General features: G+C 50.5%; 21 protein-coding genes. 18 read left to right on the plus strand and 3 right to left on the minus strand.

Annotated features, from left to right (window positions below; all coding sequences use genetic code 11):
- Positions 1–206 precede the first annotated feature (206 nt).
- From aroQ to A0G03_RS05570, 4 genes are all read left to right on the plus strand, one after another.
- Positions 207–659: a type II 3-dehydroquinate dehydratase gene (gene aroQ / locus A0G03_RS05555; RefSeq protein WP_048258339.1), complete on the plus strand. Its 453-nt coding sequence runs from the start codon at positions 207–209 to the stop codon at positions 657–659.
- Between the two features lie 24 nt (positions 660–683).
- Positions 684–1,151, plus strand: coding sequence for an acetyl-CoA carboxylase biotin carboxyl carrier protein (accB, locus tag A0G03_RS05560; protein ID WP_011091896.1), 468 nt, complete (start codon positions 684–686; stop codon positions 1,149–1,151).
- An 11-nt stretch (positions 1,152–1,162) separates the two neighbouring features.
- A complete protein-coding gene (gene accC, locus A0G03_RS05565) occupies positions 1,163–2,506 on the plus strand; it encodes an acetyl-CoA carboxylase biotin carboxylase subunit (protein ID WP_048258338.1) in 1,344 nt (447 codons plus the stop codon).
- A gap of 158 nt (positions 2,507–2,664) precedes the next feature.
- Positions 2,665–3,426: an AraC family transcriptional regulator gene (locus A0G03_RS05570; protein ID WP_043901789.1), complete on the plus strand. Its 762-nt coding sequence runs from the start codon at positions 2,665–2,667 to the stop codon at positions 3,424–3,426.
- On the opposite strand, the gene leuA is transcribed toward A0G03_RS05570, so the two are convergent.
- Positions 3,416–5,086: a 2-isopropylmalate synthase gene (gene leuA, locus A0G03_RS05575; RefSeq protein ID WP_048258337.1), complete on the minus strand. Its 1,671-nt coding sequence runs from the start codon at positions 5,084–5,086 to the stop codon at positions 3,416–3,418. The two genes, A0G03_RS05570 and leuA, sit on opposite strands and share 11 nt — an antisense overlap.
- A 331-nt stretch (positions 5,087–5,417) precedes the next feature.
- On the opposite strand from leuA, the gene A0G03_RS05580 reads away from it, so the two are divergent.
- The 8 genes from A0G03_RS05580 (at position 5,418) to A0G03_RS05615 (ending at position 12,666) form a co-directional block, all read left to right on the plus strand.
- Entirely contained in the window at positions 5,418–5,660 is a 243-nt protein-coding gene (locus A0G03_RS05580; protein WP_048258336.1) for a YhdT family protein, read from the plus strand.
- Entirely contained in the window at positions 5,650–7,101 is a 1,452-nt protein-coding gene (gene panF / locus A0G03_RS05585; protein ID WP_048258335.1) for a sodium/pantothenate symporter, read from the plus strand. Before A0G03_RS05580 ends, panF begins: the two co-directional genes overlap by 11 nt.
- A gap of 17 nt (positions 7,102–7,118) precedes the next feature.
- A complete protein-coding gene (gene prmA, locus A0G03_RS05590; RefSeq protein ID WP_048258334.1) occupies positions 7,119–8,006 on the plus strand; it encodes a 50S ribosomal protein L11 methyltransferase in 888 nt (295 codons plus the stop codon).
- Positions 8,007–8,198: 192 nt separating this feature from the next.
- On the plus strand, positions 8,199–8,933 hold the full coding sequence (locus A0G03_RS05595; protein ID WP_048258333.1) for a carbonic anhydrase: 735 nt from the start codon (positions 8,199–8,201) through the stop codon (positions 8,931–8,933).
- 358 nt (positions 8,934–9,291) lie between these two features.
- Positions 9,292–10,257 carry a tRNA dihydrouridine synthase DusB gene (gene dusB / locus A0G03_RS05600; RefSeq protein WP_012822055.1) on the plus strand — a complete coding sequence of 322 codons (966 nt, stop codon included), beginning with the start codon at positions 9,292–9,294 and terminating at the stop codon, positions 10,255–10,257.
- A gap of 23 nt (positions 10,258–10,280) precedes the next feature.
- On the plus strand, positions 10,281–10,577 hold the full coding sequence (gene fis, locus A0G03_RS05605; protein WP_005975342.1) for a DNA-binding transcriptional regulator Fis: 297 nt from the start codon (positions 10,281–10,283) through the stop codon (positions 10,575–10,577).
- Positions 10,578–10,832: 255 nt separating this feature from the next.
- Positions 10,833–11,609, plus strand: coding sequence for an isocitrate lyase/PEP mutase family protein (locus A0G03_RS05610; protein WP_048258332.1), 777 nt, complete (start codon positions 10,833–10,835; stop codon positions 11,607–11,609).
- Positions 11,593–12,666 (plus strand): bifunctional transcriptional activator/DNA repair enzyme AdaA, encoded by a 1,074-nt coding sequence (locus A0G03_RS05615; RefSeq protein WP_048258331.1) that lies wholly within the window; start codon positions 11,593–11,595, stop codon positions 12,664–12,666. The genes A0G03_RS05610 and A0G03_RS05615 overlap by 17 nt, the downstream gene beginning before the upstream one ends.
- A gap of 150 nt (positions 12,667–12,816) precedes the next feature.
- Here A0G03_RS05615 and A0G03_RS05620 read toward each other — a convergent pair whose 3' ends face one another.
- Positions 12,817–13,221, minus strand: coding sequence for an ASCH domain-containing protein (locus tag A0G03_RS05620; RefSeq protein ID WP_048258330.1), 405 nt, complete (start codon positions 13,219–13,221; stop codon positions 12,817–12,819).
- Between the two features lie 68 nt (positions 13,222–13,289).
- Positions 13,290–14,435, minus strand: a complete 1,146-nt coding sequence (locus tag A0G03_RS05625) for an endonuclease/exonuclease/phosphatase family protein (protein ID WP_048258329.1) — start codon at positions 14,433–14,435, stop codon at positions 13,290–13,292.
- Between the two features lie 304 nt (positions 14,436–14,739).
- Between A0G03_RS05625 and A0G03_RS05630 the strand changes: the two genes are divergently transcribed.
- The 6 genes from A0G03_RS05630 to A0G03_RS05655 all read left to right on the plus strand — a co-directional run bounded on the left by A0G03_RS05630 (position 14,740) and on the right by A0G03_RS05655 (position 20,791).
- Positions 14,740–15,507, plus strand: a complete 768-nt coding sequence (locus tag A0G03_RS05630) for an amino acid ABC transporter substrate-binding protein (protein WP_005975330.1) — start codon at positions 14,740–14,742, stop codon at positions 15,505–15,507.
- 89 nt (positions 15,508–15,596) lie between these two features.
- Positions 15,597–16,262, plus strand: a complete 666-nt coding sequence (locus tag A0G03_RS05635) for an amino acid ABC transporter permease (RefSeq protein WP_005975327.1) — start codon at positions 15,597–15,599, stop codon at positions 16,260–16,262.
- A gap of 384 nt (positions 16,263–16,646) precedes the next feature.
- A complete protein-coding gene (locus tag A0G03_RS05640) occupies positions 16,647–17,672 on the plus strand; it encodes an amino acid ABC transporter substrate-binding protein (RefSeq protein ID WP_005975324.1) in 1,026 nt (341 codons plus the stop codon).
- Between the two features lie 66 nt (positions 17,673–17,738).
- Positions 17,739–18,917 (plus strand): amino acid ABC transporter permease, encoded by a 1,179-nt coding sequence (locus tag A0G03_RS05645; protein WP_048258328.1) that lies wholly within the window; start codon positions 17,739–17,741, stop codon positions 18,915–18,917.
- A gap of 9 nt (positions 18,918–18,926) precedes the next feature.
- The gene (locus tag A0G03_RS05650; RefSeq protein ID WP_048258327.1) at positions 18,927–20,021 is read left to right on the plus strand and encodes an amino acid ABC transporter permease; all 1,095 of its coding nucleotides are present in this window, start codon (positions 18,927–18,929) and stop codon (positions 20,019–20,021) included.
- 8 nt (positions 20,022–20,029) lie between these two features.
- Positions 20,030–20,791 carry an amino acid ABC transporter ATP-binding protein gene (locus A0G03_RS05655; RefSeq protein WP_048258326.1) on the plus strand — a complete coding sequence of 254 codons (762 nt, stop codon included), beginning with the start codon at positions 20,030–20,032 and terminating at the stop codon, positions 20,789–20,791.
- Positions 20,792–21,019: the final 228 nt, after the last annotated feature.

Genomic DNA, 21,019 nt, shown 5'->3' on the forward strand with positions numbered 1-21,019 from the left:
ATGCCTTTTCACGATCTGGCGTAGGAATATCTCCGCTGATAAGACCAGTATTTAGCTGCGAATTGCCACGATATGGTTATAATGCTCGACTTTAATTTCTCGGGCCGGACAATTTGCGTCACGAAAGGTGACAAACGAATAGCTTCGCGCTATTTTGTGCGACACTGTTTTTGCAATCTTGGTCAATCGCGGGAGATAGCAGCATAATGGCAGAAAATTTTCGCATTTTGCTCTTGAATGGTCCAAACCTGAATCTGCTAGGTACCCGAGAGCCCGACAAATACGGTAGCACGACGTTAGCAGACATTGTCAGCGAACTGGAAACACAGGCGCAGGCATTGAACGTGAAGTTTTCCCATCTGCAATCCAATGCGGAACATGTTCTGATCGATACCATCCATCAGGCCAGAGGAAACACAGACTTCATTCTGATTAACCCGGCGGCATTTACCCACACCAGCGTTGCGCTGCGTGATGCCCTGCTGGCAGTCGCGATTCCGTTTATCGAAATTCATCTGTCCAACGTGCATGCACGTGAGCCTTTTCGTCATCATTCCTATCTTTCTGATGTTGCGGTAGGCGTGATATGTGGCCTGGGGGCAGATGGTTATCAGTATGCTTTACAGACGGCAGTAAAACGCCTGTCAACTTCCAATTAAACAAAAGAGTACGGAACCACATCCATGGATATTCGTAAAATCAAAAAACTGATCGAACTGGTTGAAGAGTCCGGCATCGCCGAACTGGAAATTTCTGAAGGTGAAGAATCAGTACGTATCAGTCGTGCCCCAGCAGCGGTTAACTACCCGATGATGCAACAGGCTTACGCTACGCCAATGATGCAGCCACAGCCTGCTCTGGCTGCCGCCGTTGCACCAGCGCCAGTGGAAGCAGTTGCAGCACCGGCTGCCATCAGTGGACACATCGTTCGTTCTCCAATGGTTGGAACCTTCTACCGCACCCCAAGCCCGGATGCTAAGTCTTTCGTGGAAGTGGGTCAGCGCGTCAACGTCGGCGATACCCTGTGCATCGTCGAAGCCATGAAAATGATGAACCAGATCGAAGCCGACAAAGCAGGCGTGGTTAAAGCCATCCTGGTCGAAAACGGCCAACCGGTCGAATTTGACGAGCCACTGGTTGTCATCGAATAACGAGGCTTATCATGCTAGATAAAATCGTTATCGCTAACCGCGGAGAAATTGCGCTGCGTATTTTGCGTGCCTGTAAAGAACTGGGCATCAAAACCGTCGCCGTTCACTCCAGCGCGGATCGCGATTTGAAACACGTATTGCTGGCGGACGAAACCGTGTGTATCGGCCCGGCGCCGTCAACAAAAAGCTATCTGAATATCCCAGCGATTATTTCCGCTGCGGAAATCACGGGTGCCGTCGCGATTCACCCTGGCTACGGCTTCCTGTCCGAAAATGCCGATTTTGCCGAGCAGGTTGAACGCTCCGGCTTTATCTTCATCGGCCCGAAAGCCGACACGATTCGCCTGATGGGCGACAAAGTGTCTGCCATCACCGCAATGAAAAAAGCGGGTGTTCCAACCGTACCTGGCTCTGATGGCCCTCTGACCGATGATATGGACGCTAACCGTGTTCATGCAAAACGCATCGGCTATCCGGTCATCATCAAAGCCTCTGGCGGCGGCGGTGGTCGTGGGATGCGCGTCGTGCGCAGCGACAAAGAGCTGGAACAATCCATCAACATGACCCGTGCGGAAGCCAAAGCGGCTTTCAACAACGACATGGTCTACATGGAAAAATATCTGGAAAACCCACGTCACGTGGAAATTCAGATTCTGGCTGATGGTCAGGGCCACGCCGTCTATCTGGCCGAACGTGACTGCTCCATGCAGCGTCGCCACCAGAAAGTGGTGGAAGAAGCGCCAGCACCGGGCATTACAGACGAACTGCGTCGCAATATCGGTGAACGCTGCGCCAAAGCCTGTATCGATATCAACTATCGTGGTGCGGGTACGTTCGAATTCCTGTACGAAAACAGTGAGTTCTATTTCATTGAAATGAACACCCGTATTCAGGTGGAGCATCCGGTAACCGAGATGATTACCGGTGTGGATCTGATCAAAGAGCAGCTGCGTATTGCTGCCGGTCAACCACTGTCCATCAAGCAGAAAGACGTCAAGGTTCGCGGCCATGCGGTGGAATGCCGTATCAACGCGGAAGATCCGAATACGTTCCTGCCAAGCCCGGGTAAAATTACGCGTTTCCACGCGCCGGGCGGCTTTGGTGTCCGTTGGGAATCGCATATTTACGCCGGTTATACCGTACCGCCGTATTACGATTCCATGATCGGCAAGCTGATCACCTACGGCGAAACCCGCGAAATCGCGATTTCCCGTATGAAGAACGCGCTGGCTGAACTGATCATCGATGGCATCAAAACCAACATCGAACTTCAGATGAAAATCATGAGCGACGAAAACTTCCAGAGAGGTGGCACTAACATCCACTATCTGGAGAAGAAACTCGGCTTGCAGTAAACGCTACGCAATCGAGTCAAAAGGCCAGCATATGCTGGCCTTTGTTATTTATGCCTTCGAGTCGTCATGCAGTTCGCAAACGCTTACTAGCACAAGCAGCCCGCAAGTAAACGAGGTAGGATATATCGTCTTTTTTAGGATGAGATGGTGGTTGCAGAGTGACAAGACAATCCGATTTTGATTTCTCGTGCAGACCATTAATTCCGTACGCCCACAACTATAATCACGGGGATTATGAAAGCTGGCACACTCACAGTTGCGCTCAGTTAATTCATACGCTTAGTGGGGTTATTCGGGTTGAAACCCAACAGGGAATCTGGGTGGTTCCACCTTCGCGTGGGGTATGGATACCCGCAGATATTCCACATGCCTTGCATATTGTGGGTGAAGTTAAGGCCAGAGTACTTTTTGTCGAACCGCTTGCCAGAGCAGACCTCCCTGTTATCTGTCAGGTCGTGGGGATCACACCTTTATTACGAGAACTCATCATTGATGTCCTGAAACTTCCCGCTAATTATGAGCCAGGAAGTCGGACCGAACGTATTTATGAACTTATCCTTGATGAAATACGTTTGATGAATACGCTTCCTTTTTGTCTTCCTGAGCCGATTTCTGAGCGCCTGAAATTATTATGCAACGCCGTCCGTCAGGCCCCCTATGAGGCCTGGACTGTGGCCAACGCTGCCGAGCAAGCCAATGTCAGCGTAAGAACGCTCAGCCGACATTTTTATCAGCAAACCGGTATGCAATTTAGTGAGTGGGTTCGTCGTGCACGTTTGCTGATTGCGCTAACGCGCCTGGCACAGGGCGAACAAGTCACCCGAGTGGCGCTGGATTTAGGCTATGCCAACCCGGGAGCCTTCAGTGCCATGTTTCGCAGAGTCATGGGCGTAACGCCCGGCAATTACTTCAACCCATAATCAAACGCCCTGCGGCATTCAACATCGCTTGCAAAGAGGCTCGGGTAACATCGCTGTCAATGCTAACACCCCATGCACACTCACCCGCATGGTTCTGACAGCACACATAAGCCACAGAACGACTGTCACTACGCTGGCCTAACGTGTGTTCCTGATAGCTCACAATATTAAGGTCTGCTTTCACCTCTCGGCAGAGAGCCGTCATGCCCGCAGAGAGAAAACCGTTTCCTGCGCCCTTCAAATTCAGTCTTTTTTCACGGAAAATGATTTCAGCTGAAAGCGTTGTGTTCTGCCCAAGCTGATTATCGCAGGTATATTTAGTTAACCGAATCAGCGGTAATTCGACTAAACCGTAAGCCTCACGAAATAGCATCCAGACAGCCATCTGCGACATCTCTTTCCCCTCAGATTCAGACGCTTTCTGTACCAGCAGACTGAATGCCTTCTGAAGTTGACGAGGCAAGATGAGGCCATGATTTTGCTCAAGCAACCAGGCAGCACCACTTTTCCCTGACTGGCTGTTTACGCGGATAACGGCCTCATAACTGCAACCGATGTCTTCCGGATCGAGCGGAAGATAGGGAATCTCCCATAATGGCGAGGCCGAATGCTGTCGTGCTGCAAACCCTTTTTTAATCGCATCTTGATGCGATCCGGAAAAAGCCGTAAAAGCGAGTTCTCCGGCATAAGGGTGACGTGGTGCGACGGGGAGTTGATTACACTCCTCAACCACCTCCACCACCTTCTTCATGTGGCTGAAATCGAGTTCAGGGGAGATTCCCTGCGTATAAAGATTAAGTGCCAGCGTCACTAAATCGACATTACCGGTACGCTCTCCATTGCCAAACAGGCAGCCCTCAACTCTTTCAGCACCAGCCAGTAAAGCAAGTTCAGCGCAGGCAATACCTGTACCGCGGTCATTATGCGGATGCACACTGATACAGACCTTATCTCTACGGGAAAAATGTCGGCAAAAATATTCTATCTGATCGGCATACACATTAGGCGTGTTGACCTCAACGGTCGCGGGAAGATTGATGATCATGGGACGGCACGCATCAGGCTCCCAGACATCGGCGACAGCCTCGCAAATCTCAAGCGCGAAATCTGGCTCGGTAAAGCAGAACGTTTCCGGTGAATATTGAAAGGACCAGTCAGTCTCCTGCGCCTCAGCACATAACTGACGGATCTGCTTCGTCGCATTGACCGCAAGCTGAATAATTTCATCGCGTGTCTGACGGAACACCACCTCCCTGAAAATCGGTGCAGTCGCGTTGTATAAGTGAACAGTGGCGCGATGTACGCCACTCAGCGATTCAAATGTACGTGCAATCAAATCTTCTCGCGCCTGCGTTAAAACCTGAATTGTCACATTCTGCGGAATACGCTTTTCTTCAATCAATAAGCGAACAAAATTAAAATCAGTTTGGGAAGCAGACGGAAAAGCGACCTCAATCTCTCTGAATCCGCAGGCAATCAGCAGATCCCAAAATTTCAGTTTACGCATTTCATTCATCGGCTCAGCAAGAGCCTGATTACCGTCCCGTAAATCCGTGGAAAGCCAACGTGGGGGTTGGGTTAATGTCTTGTCAGGCCATTGCCGATCTTTTAGGCCAATCGGTGGATACGCTTTGTATTTCGATGAAGGGTTATTCAACATGATCGGGCTCCTTTTAATGGAACCCCAGTGTTATCCAGAGAGCCATGAGCACGCTCATCCGGAGGTGACAACTAATGACGCAAAAGTGACAATCATTAAACCGTTCGGCTCCTTTTCCGAGTTTTTCACTCTGAAAAAACCGTCATGTTCACTCCCTGTTGGCGCTCGGAGTAAAATGTTCTCGCGTCAAATAATGCGTACCCCACGGCTGGCTTTTACGCTGATGACGTAATTCTTACTAGTCAATTTTCCCACATGCCGTAAAATTCCCGCTTTCGTCATCACGACGCTCATAACAATACCTATGCTCCCATTTACGGTGGAGAAGAACATGGATACACGCTTTCCTCAGGCGCATAAAGAGGCCCGCTGGGCTTTAGGCCTGACGCTGGTTTATTTAGTGGCCTGGGCGCTTGCCGCCTATTTGCCTGACAACACACAAGGGATAACCGGCCTCCCACACTGGTTTGAGATGGCCTGTCTGCTGCTGCCGCTCGTGTTTACGCTGCTATGCTGGCTAATGGTGCGCGTTATTTTCCGCGATCTCTCACTGGAGAGTGACGATGCAAATTGAAATTTTATTGCCGCTGATTGGCTATTTGCTACTGGTCTTCGGGCTGTCGGTCTATGCGTACCGTCGCCGTCAGGCGGGTAACTTTCTTAACGAGTATTTCCTCGGTGGCCGCTCAATGGGCGGGTTTGTACTGGCGATGACGCTCATCGGTACCTACGTTAGCGCCAGCTCTTTTATTGGCGGGCCGGGTGCCGCTTATAAATACGGACTGGGCTGGGTGCTGCTTTCGATGATCCAGCTTCCCACGATGCTGCTATCGCTGGGCATTCTGGGGAAAAAATTTGCTATTTTGGCTCGGCGCTATAACGCCATCACGCTGAATGACATGCTGTTCGCCCGCTACAACAGCCCGCTGCTGGTGTGGTTCGCTAGCATTAGCCTGCTGGTCGCGTTTATCGGTGCTATGGCCGTGCAGTTCATCGGCGGCGCGCGCCTGCTCGAAACCGCCGCGAACATTCCTTATGACATCGGTCTGCTGATTTTCGGCGTCACTATCGCGCTGTACACCACGTTTGGCGGCTTCCGCGCCAGCGTGCTCAATGATGCGATGCAGGGCATCGTGATGTTGATTGGTACCGTCATCCTGCTGGTCGGCGTGATTTATGCCGCTGGTGGTTTGCATAGCGCAGTGGATAAGCTGCAACAGATCGACCCGATGCTGGTATCGCCACAGGGCAGCGGCGGCATTCTGTCGATGCCGTTTATGGCCTCATTCTGGGTGCTGGTCTGCTTCGGCGTCATCGGCCTGCCGAACACCGCCGTTCGCTGTATCTCTTATCGCGACAGCAAAGCGCTGCACCGTGGAATTATCATCGGCACAATCGTCATCGGTATTCTGATGCTCGGCATGCATCTGGCCGGTGCGCTAGGGCGCGCGGTTATGCCAAACCTGACGATTCCCGATCAGGTTTTACCCGCGCTGATGGTCACGGTGCTGCCGCCGCTGGCCGCAGGGATCTTTCTCGCCGCGCCAATGGCCGCTATCATGTCGAACATTAATGCGCATTTGCTTCAGGCGTCTGCCACGATCATTAAGGATCTCTATCTCAGCGTCCGCCCTGAGCAGATCCATAACGAACGCCGCATTAAGATCCTGTCCAGCGTGACAACCCTGCTGTTGGGGCTGCTGGTGCTGCTGGCCTCCTTACGGCCGCCGGAGATGATTATCTGGCTGAACCTGCTGGCGTTTGGCGGGCTGGAAGCGGTGTTCCTGTGGCCGCTGGTGCTGGGTCTGTATTGGGAGCGCGCGAATGCTGCGGGTGCGCTTAGCGCCATGTTCACCGGTGCCATTTGCTATACCTTACTGGCCAGCTTCAATCTTCAGTTAGCTGGATATCACCCAATTGTGCCATCGCTGTTACTCAGCCTGATGGCGTTTATTATTGGCAACCGCTTTGGTCATAACCCACCAGCGCCGGTTGCCGCTTCATCTTCACTTTAAATGTAATAGAGACTGCTATGCCGTGGATTCAACTGAAAATAAACACCTCAGGAAAAGTTGCTGAACAACTGGGTGACACCATGATAGAAAGCGGTGCGGTATCCGTTACGTTTCAGGATACGCACGATACTCCCGTGTTTGAACCGCTGCCGGGCGAGACTCGCCTGTGGGGCGATACCGACGCGATTGCGCTGTACGATGCCGAAACCGACATGAATGCGGTTATCGCCATGCTGGAGCAAGAGCCGCTGCTGGGCGTGGGTTTTAAGCACAAGATCGAACAGTTGGAAGACAAAGACTGGGAACGCGAGTGGATGGATAACTTCCACCCGATGCAGTTCGGCAAACGTCTGTGGATTTGCCCAAGCTGGCGTGAAATTCCTGATCCGAGCGCTGTCAACGTGATGCTCGATCCCGGCCTGGCGTTCGGCACCGGTACCCACCCAACGACGTCACTGTGCCTGCAATGGCTAGATGGGCTGGATCTGGAAGGGAAAACCATCATCGATTTCGGCTGCGGCTCCGGCATTCTGGCAATTGCCGCCCTGAAACTGGGTGCAGCACGCGCTATCGGGATTGATATCGATCCGCAGGCGATTCAGGCCAGCCGCGACAACGCACAGCGCAACGGCGTTTCTGAGCGTCTTGAGCTTTACCTGCCGAAAGACCAACCTGCCGACCTGTCTGCCGATGTTGTCGTCGCCAACATCCTCGCTGGCCCACTGCGCGAACTGGCACCGCTGATTAGCGATCTGCCGAAAGCTGGGGGTCACCTCGGCCTATCCGGCGTACTGTCCACCCAGGCCGATGGCGTCGCAGAAGCGTACGCAGACAAGTTCACGCTCGATCCCGTCGCTGAACGCGAAGAATGGTGCCGTATTACCGGCCAACGCCGCGCATCGTAATAACGTTCTCTTTTAATAACATTCCCTTTTAGCCCCGCCCACCGTGTACGCAACGGTGGGCGAGCTCCTTCTTGTTATACCTCATGATTTATCCCGATAAGCTGGCGTATTATGCTGGCCGGCAAGTGACCGAGTGCATCACCTGCGCCCGGCGCTCAACGATGCCACATCATTATTTTTAAGGGATGAAAAATGAAAGGTAAACTCTCTATCGCACTTATGCTGTCGGTCTGCTTTTCCGCATCGGCAGCAGACTCGGTTCACTGGGGCTACGAAGGCAACGGCGATCCGGCGCACTGGGGAAAACTCTCCCCAGACTTCTCGCTGTGTGAAACGGGGAAAAATCAATCTCCAGTCAATATCCGGCAAGCACTAAACGCCCAGCACGATCCCCTACAGTTGGCTTTCCAGTCTGGAGCACAGCAGATTATCAACAACGGGCATACCATTCAGGTTAACGTCAGTTCGGGGAATACGCTGCTGCTGGATAACGAGACATTCGCCTTGCAGCAATTCCACTTTCACGCACCGAGTGAAAATGAAATTGATGGTAAACAATTTCCGTTGGAAGGCCACTTTGTCTATAAAAACGCGGATGGCGCGCTCACCGTTATTGCGCTGATGTTTCAGGAGGGAGCAGCCAATCCACAGTTAGCCACGGCATGGCAGCAGATTCCGGCTCGCGTCGATCAGGCGGAGGACGTGCGCACGCCGATTGCAATTCAGGCCTTGTTACCGACGTCATTAAACTACTATCGATTCAGTGGGTCACTCACTACGCCACCGTGCTCAGAAGGCATCCGCTGGCTGGTGCTGGATCATCCCGTCACCGCCTCTGCTGAACAAATAAGCCAGTTCAGCTCGGTCATGCATCACGCCAATAATCGCCCCATACAGCCGCTTAATGGTCGAATCATCATCCATTAAGCCACTCCCCGAGGCTGGTCAGAGCATTTGCCGGCCAGCCTAAGGTAAATTGGCGCCCTTTTTTTGTAGCATTAACCAAAGCATTTCACTGATAAAACATTGCTAGCCTGTTGTATCTCCAGTAAAAACGACCACGCTTACAGATAAAATTCTGTAAGAAGATGAATATTTTACAGAGCAAAAAACCAACACAAAAATATAACACACTGTTAAATATGAATAATATTTTCATATACCTCTACGAACTGCATTTTCATTGATCGATAGCCGTAAATTGGTCAAAGTTTGGCCTTTCATCTGACGTAAAAAATGCGTAATATACGCGCCCTTGCAGGCACAGTATGGTCAATTTTTGTCTATGCACATTGGACAATTTCAGCTTACCAATCGTTTGATAGCAGCCCCAATGGCTGGTATTAGCGATCGCCCATTTAGAGCACTCTGTCATGCGATGGGCGCTGGAATGACCGTGTCTGAAATGCTGTCTTCCAATCCGGAAGTCTGGCGTTCAGACAAGTCGCGTTTGCGAATGGTACATAGTGATGAACCGGGTATCAGGGCCGTGCAGATTGCCGGTTGTGACCCCGATGAGATGGCGGCGGCAGCGAGAATCAACGCTGATTCCGGCGCGCAGATCATTGACATCAATATGGGCTGTCCGGCGAAGAAGGTGAACCGCAAGATGGCAGGATCTGCGTTGTTGCAGTATCCGGATTTGGTCAAACAGATCCTCTCTACGGTAGTGAAAGCGGTAGACGTACCGGTAACACTGAAGATCCGTACCGGTTGGGCACCAGAGCACCGCAACTGTGTAGAAATTGCCAAATTGGCTGAAGACTGTGGCATTCAGGCGCTAACTATTCACGGACGCACTCGTGCGTGCCTGTTCAATGGTTTCGCCGAATACGACAGTATTCGGGCAGTTAAGCAGGCCGTTTCCATTCCTATTATTGCGAATGGCGACATTACAGACCCGCATAAAGCCAGAGCGGTTCTTGACTACACTGGGGCTGACGCCCTGATGATAGGACGAGCCGCTCAGGGAAGACCCTGGATCTTTCGGGAAATCCAGCATTATCTGGACACAGGGGAGTTGCTGGCACCACTGCCTTTGGTAGAGGTCAAGCGCTTGTTGATCGAGCACATACGGGAATTGCACGACTTTTATGGTCCAGGCAAGGGATTTCGTATCGCTCGTAAGCACGTATCCTGGTATCTCCAGGAGCACGCCCCAAACGACCAGTTTAGGCGCACATTCAACGCCATTGAGGATGCCAGCGAGCAGCTGGAGGCGTTGAAGGCATATTTTGAAAATCTTGCGTAAACAGAAAAAGAGCTGACAGAACTATGTTCGAACAACGCGTGAATTCTGACGTACTGACCGTTTCCACTGTAAACTCTCAGGCTCAGGTAACCCAAAAACCCCTGCGCGACTCGGTTAAACAGGCACTGAAGAACTATTTTGCTCAATTGAACGGTCAGGATGTAAGTGACCTGTATGAGCTGGTACTGGCTGAAGTTGAACAGCCACTGTTGGACATGGTGATGCAATACACCCGCGGTAACCAAACCCGCGCAGCCCTGATGATGGGCATCAACCGTGGTACTCTGCGTAAGAAATTGAAAAAATACGGCATGAACTGATACTAATCAGTTAAGCATTTGAAAAAAGGCGCTTTACCTCTTGGGTTAAGCGCCTTTTTCTTTGCCATTTTTCAGGGCAGCAGCAGCCATAGCGTGGAAAACTTGAGCGGATGGGCACATGAAAGAGTCGGTGCAGATTATTCAGCCGTTCCGCTATCCATGATCGGTTTACAGAAAATGGTCGTCTGATTTTCGGTTGTGAGAGTGTCGTAGGGTGTTCAAGATTAATCCTGTATATCGTAAAAGGAGATAATCATGGACTTTACCGAGCTTCATCATCAAAACGCACCATTACTCATCGCCAATGTCTGGGATGCTAGCAGCGCGATTACAGCTCAACAGGCAGGCTACCAAGCTCTGGGAACATCAAGCGCAGCAATTGCCGCAATGCTAGGTTATGAGGACGGGGAAGCAATGTCATTTGATGAATTGCTCTATATCGTCACTCGTATCAAGTCTGCCAGTCACCTGCCATTAAGCGTTGATGTTGAAGCAGGTTTTGGTAAAACAGCAAACGAGATAGCCGCTAATTTTAAGCGTCTCGCCCTGCTCGGGGTTGTGGGTGTAAACCTTGAGGATAGCCGAGTGATTAATGGTGTCAGACAACTTGATGATGCAGTCATATTTGCCAGTAGGTTAAAAGAGATTCGTAGCACGTTGACCACAGAGAATTATCCATTATTTTTTAATATTCGTACCGATACTTTTCTTCTTAGTCATGAGCAGGCATTGCAGGAAACGCTATTGCGCGGTCGATTATACGAAGAGGCTGGTGCAGATGGTCTTTTTGTTCCATGCCTAACGTCTGAAAATGATATTGAGATCATTTCTCGGGAAGTTAATTTGCCACTAAACGTCATGTGCATGCCAAACCTCCCTGCTTTTGACAGGCTGAAAAAACTAGGCGTAAGTCGCCTCTCTATGGGTAATTTTGTTCATTCAGCCATGCAATCGAAGTTTAAGAACTTAATGCTAACTATCCAGTCGCAACAGTCATTTGCAGGAGTTTTTGTTGATGAAAGTTCTCGATAATGACCAGTGCGACATCTGGTATCAGGCACTACTTGAGCGGGCTTCAGAATATACCGGAATCTTTTTTGTTGGTGTGATAACAACGGGCGTATTTTGTATTTCCGTATGCCGGGCACGAAAACCAAAACGTGAAAATGTCGAATTTTATAAAGATATTAAATCTGCTCTGGACGCAGGATTTCGCCCCTGTAAAGTGTGTCGACCTACGGAAAACGCACATAGCGCACCGCTTTTAATTGAACAAGCGCTTGAACTCGTACGCGCCAATCCTAAAACACGTATAAGCGATGCTGAACTGCGTAAACACGACATCAGCCCAGAGCGGGTTCGGCGATGGTTTCTGCAAAATCACGGTATTACCTTTCAGGCTTTCCAGCGCATGCAGCGGGTGAATATCGCACTTCAGGAACTAAAAGGTGGGCGTAATGCTACCGACGTTGCTTTTGATAGCGGCTACGAATCATTAAGTGGTTTTGGCTATATCTATAAACAGCTTACAGGCGTGAGTCCAACCGAGCAGAGCCAGGTGATTATGATTCACCGTTTTACTACGCCGCTCGGCCCCATGTTTGTCTGCGCCACCGAACATGGAGTTTGCCTGCTGGAATTTACCGATCGTCGAATGCTGGAGACCGAATTTCGCGATCTTCAGCGCTTGCTCAAAGTTCGAATAATGTCAGGTGAAAATAATCATACCCGGCAAACAGAAAAAGAGATTAGCGAGTATTTTTCAGGAACGCGCCAACAATTTACTCTTTTGCTCGATACTCCAGGCAGTGACTTTCAACGTACAGTCTGGCAAGGGCTACGAACGGTTCCTTATGGTCAAACCTCGCACTATCAGGCGCTTTCTGGGCTAATAGGGAAACCCACGGCAGCACGAGCGGTGGCTGCCGCAAATGGTGCAAACAGAGTGGCAATCGTCATTCCATGCCACAGAATTATCGGCAAGGATGGCACGATGACAGGCTATGGCGGCGGTGTGGCGCGCAAAAAGTGGCTCATTGATCATGAAAAAACAATGCTCAATAATACTAGAGAAAGCGACGCCAAATAGGGTGAGAATGCTTCCAGCATATTGAACCGTCATAAATAGTTCAGGGACATCTAGCCGCTGCGGGCTATAAGCCCGCTTAGCGTTCGCAACCAGCGGTCAACGTTGCTACACATTGGCGACAAAACACCGCCAGCTTGATCATCAACTACTTCAAAACACTTCAACCAGCTCAAACTCTTCAAACACCAGCAGCATATCTGGAGCGAAAGTGCCTTCTCGTTCGAAAAACTCCTGATGTGCTTGCTGCCAGAAAGCCAGACTTTTGTCTCCTTCGCCCTCTTTCGCCGCCATCTCAGTCGTCACATCGCAATAGCGCACCAGCGTTAACGAGCGCGTCCGAATAACACAGGAGGGCTGTCCGGCACCATCCAGAATGATGTTGTAATCGCCGACCTGCGGCGAGGGTTCGCTTTTGAACGCGTGATACGAGCCACAGCTCGCCGTTTTATGCCCTTCCCGCACCAGTTGCAGCAGCTCATCCGCCAGCTCGGGGCTGTCGCCAAACGCCCAGCGCAGCGCGTCTGGGTAGTTTTCCAATCCTTGTTTATGGCTCATCATCTTCCTCTGTTTATACGGCTATGATTGCTCTCTTCTCTCACGCCATCATAGCCGTAAAGAGGCGATCAGGTAATATCCACTTCCACCCAGAGCGCCGCATGGTCGGACGCAGCCGTATCCCATGATGTCACTTCGGGTAGCGGCGTAACGGGTTCAGCGCCCTCTTTGGCGGTAATCTTGTCGATATTATAGATGCCTCGACGTTCGACACCCCATTCCACTACCGCCTGATGCAACGGTGCAGACAAGAATATGTAGTCCAGTTGATTTAACCGAGCACCTTTCTTGCCGCCAGCAAAATAGTAGGTGTAACGCTCTTTTTCGGGTCGTTCAGGATCAATAACGGGATGTAGATCCGACAGAGAAAACAGCGGAGCCAAACTTTGCCAAGGATTTGACGAATCCTCGTTCAAATCGCCGAGAATCACCACGTAATCCTTCTTGAGATCGTAAGTCTGTTGGACAATCTCTGCGACACGTTCGGATTGATCTCGGCGCTTCTGCGCCCCACGCTGTCGTTCTTGCTCTGTTTGACCGCTTTGGCTTTTGAAATGGTTACACAGAATATAAATCGGCTGTTTGAGGCCAGCATCCAGCATAACTTCGAGGCAATCACGGCTAAATACGGGGTCAAACTGCTTTCCGGCGTCAAAAATATGGGTGCGTAGCTGGGCGATTCGATAACGCGTCAGGCAGGCAACATCAATGCCGCGTGGGTCATTCGGGCTGTCGATCATAACGAACTGACTAAATTTCTTTTTCCCGAGTACCTGACTGTTGAAATCCCGTAATACATCCATGTTTTCGACTTCAACGGCGCACAGGATGTCGGCGTTAAGCAGGTTAATAATCTTGCCCGTGTTCTTGCGCTGTTGGCTGCTGAATTCCTGCGATTTAAACACGATTTCACCGATCCAATCTCCACGACCACGGCAGCTTTTATTGATCCTGAAACCCGTACCTGCCTCCTCCTTTTTCCATCTCCCCAACGTGCCTGCATCGGTACGGATATCAATATAAGGACGGAGTGCGATAGAAAGACGGAACACCTTATCCTTCAAAGCATCATCGTATTGGGGCTGTTCGAGAAGCTGCTGGAGCTGCCTGACCTGTTCCAATAAGGCATCGATCTGCTGAGAATCGGGGAGATTGAGAATCGCGGTGCGATGGAACAGGTTCTCAACGTTATAACTGGCGATACGGATCTTCATTGTTGTCTCCTGCTGGGTAGTGGCAAAAGCAATGATGTCCTTTGAGGATAGAAGCCGATTGTGACAGCTGGGTAACATTTACGGCAGCAGCAGACTTTTTCTATCGTTCGTTCGCACAAGATGGTTAAAACTGGGCAGGCGCACTATATTCACTACAATTCACGACAAACGACGTTCAGGACTATATTCACTTCTGATATAAATCATCACACAACGTGATTTATAAACAGATGTGTTGTCGCGTAGATTCATTATTAACAAAAGTTATAAGCACATCGCTGCATACCACTCACAGGAATTCATAATGAAAAAAATACGTTTTGCTTTACTGACCAGCGCCTTGCTTGCTACCAGCGTATTCGCTCATGCAGATGACCTTAGCGCCATCAAGTCCGCAGGGGTTATCAAGTTCGGTACAGAAGGCACCTACGCGCCTTACACCTATCATGATAAATCAGGGCAACTAGTTGGCTTCGATGTGGACGTTGGTCGCGCGGTAGCAGAAAAACTCGGTGTGAAAGCCCAGTTCATTGAAGGACGTTGGGACGGTTTAATCGCCGGTATTGATGCCAAGCGCTACGATGCGGTCATCAATCAGGTTGGCGTAACCAAAGAACGTCAGGTCAAGTATGATTTCTCCAAGCCTTATATTGACTCCAAAGCCGTGCTGGTTGTCCGTGGTGATAACACTGCCATCAAGGATTTCAGCGATTTGAAAGGTAAGAAATCGGCCCAAAGCCTGACCAGTAATTACTCTAAACAAGCCACCAGCTACGGTGCGGAAATTGTACCAACGGACGGCTTTAATCAGTCGCTGGACCTAGTTCTTAGCGGCCGTGCCGACGCCACGCTAAACGATAATCTGTCCTTCCTGGATTTTAAAAAGCATAAGCCAGATGCCAACGTGAAGATTGCCGCGACCTCAAAGGACGGTGAACCTTCCGCAATTCTGGTACGTAAAGATCAGGCTCCACTGGTGGAAGCATTGAATAAAGCTCTGGATGAAATCAAAGCAGACGGCACCTATAAAACGATATCTGTGCGATACTTCGGGGAGGATGTTTCTCAATAATCGCACTGTTACCAGAGCGCGCTGTTATCAATGCAATTGTTATCAGCGTGCTCTGTGATTAGCGCCTATCGTTATCGGAGCTCGTTTTCATGCCGCCTTGGCTACAACTCATGGCAGACTCTTTCTGGAGTCTGCTGTCTGCGGGACTGAAATTTACCGTCCCTCTGGCTATCCTGTCTTTCATCTTTGGCCTAGCTCTCGGCATTCTCATCGCGCTGGTTCGCCTCTATGGCCCAAAGCCGCTGAAATGGCTGGGTGATTTCTACGTTTGGGTCATTCGTGGCACACCGTTGCTGGTGCAGCTTTTCCTGATTTTTTATGGGCTGCCCAGCGCAGGTATTACTCTTGATGCCTTCCCGGCGGCACTTATTGGTTTCACCGTCAGTGTGGGAGCCTATAGCTCGGAGATCGTCCGTGGGGCAATCTTGTCTGTCCCGAAAGGCCAATGGAGTGCCGCCTATTCTCTCGGCATGAATGGCAGACAGGCAATTCGTTGGGTCATCTTCCCCCAATCCGTTTTCGTTTCGCTACCGCCGCTCTCCAATACGTTTATTTCCTTAATCAAGGATACGTCGCTAGCCGCCGTCATCACCGTGCCAGAGATGTTTTTATCCGCTCAGCGTATCGTTTCCGTTACCTATGAACCTCTGATTCTGTATGTCGAGGCTGCGCTGATTTATCTGATGTTCAGCACGGTGCTGAGCCAATTACAGGTTAAGCTCGAAAAGTATTATCAGCGCCACATCACACACTAACGTTTTCTACATCAGCCCATGCCATCCGCTGGGCTGATGACGTTATTACGCCCCCATTGCTCCCTGCTTAACAGGCAATTCCACACCTAAAAATACGCAAACAGACTGAAGATGCCCGCCCTCTCTATTTTGACGCACTAAAATAGGGCGCATTGCCTTCGTTGCATTTGTCACGGTGCGCGCATACCCAATTAGAAGTACCCACTTAGATCAATAACCATTCCATTTCGTCTTCATTATCAAGCAAATAGAAAACTGGCATTTTATTTGCTTTGCTCTGCTTACGTCGGCATACCGACAGACAGGTATGGTGCACCTTATTGTGCGCCGCAACACAACTGTGTACTGCAACAACAGCAGATAACTCTAGACGCTAGGATGATTATGAAAAGAATAGTGATTTCTACTCTGGTTGCTGGCGCGTCACTCTTTGCCGCCATCAACCAAGCCCATGCTGGTGCAACGCTGGACGCCATTCAGAAGAAAGGATTTGTGCAATGTGGTATCAGTGATGGCCTGCCCGGCTTTTCCTATGCAGACGCCAGTGGCAAATACTCCGGTATTGACGTTGACGTGTGCCGCGGTCTTGCCGCTGCCGTATTCGGTGATGCCAATAAAGTCAAATACACGCCGCTGACGGCGAAAGAGCGCTTTACCGCGCTGCAATCCGGCGAAGTTGACGTGCTGTCGCGCAACACTACCTGGACCTCCTCTCGTGACGGCGGAATGGGTATGCTCTTTACTGGCGTAACCTACTACGACGGTATTGGCTTCCTGACGCATAACAAAGCGGGCTTAACCAGTGCAAAAGAGCTGGATGGCGCAACCGTTTGTATTCAGGCCGGAACCGATACCGAGCTGAACGTCGCGGACTATTTCAAAACGCATAAAATGCAGTACACGCCCGTCACGTTCGACCGCTCTGATGAAAGTGCCAAAGCGCTGGAATCTGGCCGTTGCGATACGCTGGCATCAGACCAGTCACAGCTGTACGCACTGCGCATCAAGCTGAGCAAACCTGCTGAATTCATCGTTCTGCCAGAGGTGATTTCCAAAGAACCTCTGGGCCCAGTCGTACGCCGTGGCGATGAAGAGTGGTTCTCTATCGTCCGCTGGACGCTGTTCGCCATGCTGAATGCCGAAGAGATGGGCGTGACCTCGAAAAACGTCGATCAACTGGCAGCAAAACCGACTACACCAGATATGTCTCACCTGCTTGGTCATGAAGGCAGCTACGGCAAAGATCTCAAACTACCGAATGATTGGGCATTCAAAATCATCAAACAGGTCGGTAACTACGGCGAAATCTTTGAACGTAATGTCGGTATGGGCAGCGAGCTGAAAATTAAGCGTGGCCTGAACGAACTGTGGAACAAAGGCGGGATCCAGTACGCGCCAGCGGTACGTTAATTATCAGAACAACTTGGGCGCAGTGTATTGCTGCGCCCCTCAGTGCCCCCGTATCGAGGTTCCAGCATGCTACAACGCCCAACCGTAAAAGGTGATTTATCACTGACGAATCCAGCGGTGCGCGCCTGGCTGTATCAAATTGTCGTTGTTATCGCTGTATTGTCTGTCGCAGCCTACCTGTTGCACAACACTGTGACCAATCTGGCACAAAGGGGCATTACCTCTGGCTTCGATTTTCTGAATAAAAGCGCCGGCTTTGGCATCGTCCAACACCTGATTGACTATCAACAGGGTGACACCTACGCCCGCGTGTTTCTTGTTGGGCTATTCAACACGCTGCTGGTTTCGGCATTGTGCATCGTGTTTGCTTCTATTCTCGGCTTTACCATTGGTCTTGCTCGGCTATCCGACAACTGGCTATTACGGAAAATATCTAACATTTACATCGAGATATTCCGTAATATTCCGCCGTTATTGCAGATCTTCTTCTGGTATTTTGCCGTATTGCGAAATCTGCCTGGCCCGCGCCAGTCCATCAGTGCATTTGATATAGCGTTCCTCAGCAACCGAGGCTTTTATCTGCCATCCCCAGAGATGGGGCCGGGCACCGCTGCGTTTTTTCTTTCTCTACTGATCACGCTGGTGGTGACATGGAGCATCTTTCGGCGTAATCAACGCTATCACGCGTTAACCGGTCAGGCGCGTAGAACCTGGCCACTGACGTTGGGCTTGTTGCTTGTCCTGTGCGCACTCAGCCATCTGATTTTCGGCCCTGCTTTTCACTGGAATGTGCCGGAATTAAAAGGATTCAATTTTCGCGGCGGTATGGTGTTGATCCCTGAACTAGCCGCATTGACTGTCGCGCTCTCGGTCTACACCTCATCATTTATCGCCGAGATTATTCGTTCTGGTATCCAATCGGTTTCCCACGGTCAACATGAGGCAGCGCGTTCTCTCGGCTTACCCAATCCCGTTACGCTGCGTAAAGTCATCCTCCCGCAAGCGTTACGCGTCATCATTCCACCGCTGACCAGCCAGTATCTTAACATCGTGAAAAACTCATCATTGGCGGCTGCCATTGGCTATCCCGATATGGTGTCACTATTCGCGGGAACCGTGTTGAATCAGACGGGTCAGGCTATCGAAACCATCGCCATTACCATGTCGGTCTACCTTATTATCAGCCTGCTGATCTCGCTGTTAATGAATCTGTATAACCGAAAAATCGCGTTAGTAGAACGCTAAGAGGACGTCATGACGATGAATCATTATACGCAAAACCGTCAGCCGCCTCTGCTCAGAGCCATGCAGTGGGCACGACGTAATCTCTTCTCAAGTATTAGCAATAGCCTGTTAACACTGTTTTGCCTCTGGCTATTGTGGGTTGCCATTCCGCCACTGCTCAACTGGGCAATTTTTCAGGCTAACTGGATTGGCACAACTCGTAATGACTGTACGCGTGATGGTGCATGCTGGGTCTTCATTCATGCCAGATTTGGTCATTTCATGTATGGGCTGTATCCAGCAACAGAAGTCTGGCGCATTAACTTTGCACTCGCTATCGGGCTGCTCAGTATCCTGCCGATGTTCCTGAAAACTATTCCCTATCGCGGACGTTACATTGCCGTCTGGACAGTGGCTTACCCACTCATTGCCTGGTGGCTGCTTTACGGTGGTTTTGGCGGGCTCAGTCGAGTGGAAACATATCAGTGGGGCGGGCTAACGTTAACGCTGATTATCGCCGCGGTGGGTATCGCCGGTGCGCTGCCGCTTGGCATCCTGCTCGCATTAGGCCGCCGTTCCACGCTGCCGATTGTCCGTATGCTGTCCGTTGTCTTCATCGAATTCTGGCGTGGCGTACCGTTAATCACCGTGCTTTTTATGTCATCCGTGATGCTGCCGCTGTTTTTAACGGAAGGCACCACTATCGACAAACTGCTAAGGGCATTAGTTGGCGTGATTTTATTCCAATCCGCTTATGTCGCCGAGGTGGTTCGCGGTGGCTTGCAGGCACTTCCTAAAGGACAGTATGAAGCCGCTGAATCCTTAGGCTTAGGTTATTGGCGTATGCAGGGGCTGGTCATCCTTCCACAAGCGCTGAAAATGGTTATTCCAGGCCTAGTGAATACGATCATTTCTCTCTTTAAAGACACGAGTCTGGTCATCATCATCGGCCTTTTCGATCTCTTCAGCAGCATCCAGCAGGCAACCGTCGACCCCACATGGCTGGGTATGTCGACAGAAGGTTACGTTTTTGCCGCCATGGTCTACTGGATTTTCTGTTTCAGCATGTCGCGCTATAGCCAACATCTGGAAAATCGTTTTAACACCGGACACAAGTCACACTGAGGCCATCCATGAATCAGACTGCATTATCTCAATCAACCGATCACATGATTACCTTAGAGAATGTGAATAAGTGGTACGGGCAATTTCATGTACTGAAAGACATCAATTTGCAGGTCAGGCAAGGAGAAAGAATTGTGCTCTGTGGCCCGTCCGGCTCAGGTAAATCAACCACCATACGCTGTATTAATCATCTCGAAGAACATCAGCAGGGACGGATTGTTGTCGACGGTATCGAATTGAATAACGATTTACGCAACATCGAAAAAGTTCGTACTGAAGTTGGTATGGTGTTTCAGCACTTCAATCTTTTCCCGCACTTAACTGTATTGCAGAACTGCACGCTGGCACCATGCTGGGTACGCCACACGCCGAAAAAAGAAGCAGAAGAGCTAGCCATGCACTATCTGGAACGTGTACGCATCGCCGCACATGCCCATAAGTTCCCGGGACAGCTATCTGGAGGCCAACAGCAGCGCGTAGCCATCGCGCGGTCGCTGTGCATGAAGCCCAAGATTATGCTGTTCGACGAACCGACGTCTGCACTGGATCCTGAAATGGTGAAAGAAGTGCTGGATACCATGCTGGGGCTGGCACAAGATGGAATGACGATGCTGTGCGTAACGCACGAAATGGGATTCGCTAAAACTGTCGCTGACAGAGTGATCTTTATGGATCAGGGTGAGATCGTAGAGCAAGCACCACCGGATATCTTCTTTTCTAGCCCTCGCTCAGAGCGCACTCAGTCATTTCTTTCACAAATCCTGCACTAATCCAGAACAATCAGCCTGCGTATCTGCGCAGGCTTTCTCCTGTATCGCCATTATGATGGTTCTCACGGCTCACACTATGCGGAGCAGACAGACGATCATTCATACCAAATCATTGAGTAATATCGGGCAGAAAACAACGTCCGCGTCCCCAAAAACCGTCCTTGCGTCGCGTAGCATCATTCTATCAGTGGGTAGCGACTGAGATACGTAGATATGCTCCCCCAAAAT

Origin of the sequence: Pectobacterium peruviense, assembly GCF_002847345.1 — a bacterium.
Lineage (GTDB): Bacteria > Pseudomonadota > Gammaproteobacteria > Enterobacterales > Enterobacteriaceae > Pectobacterium > Pectobacterium peruviense.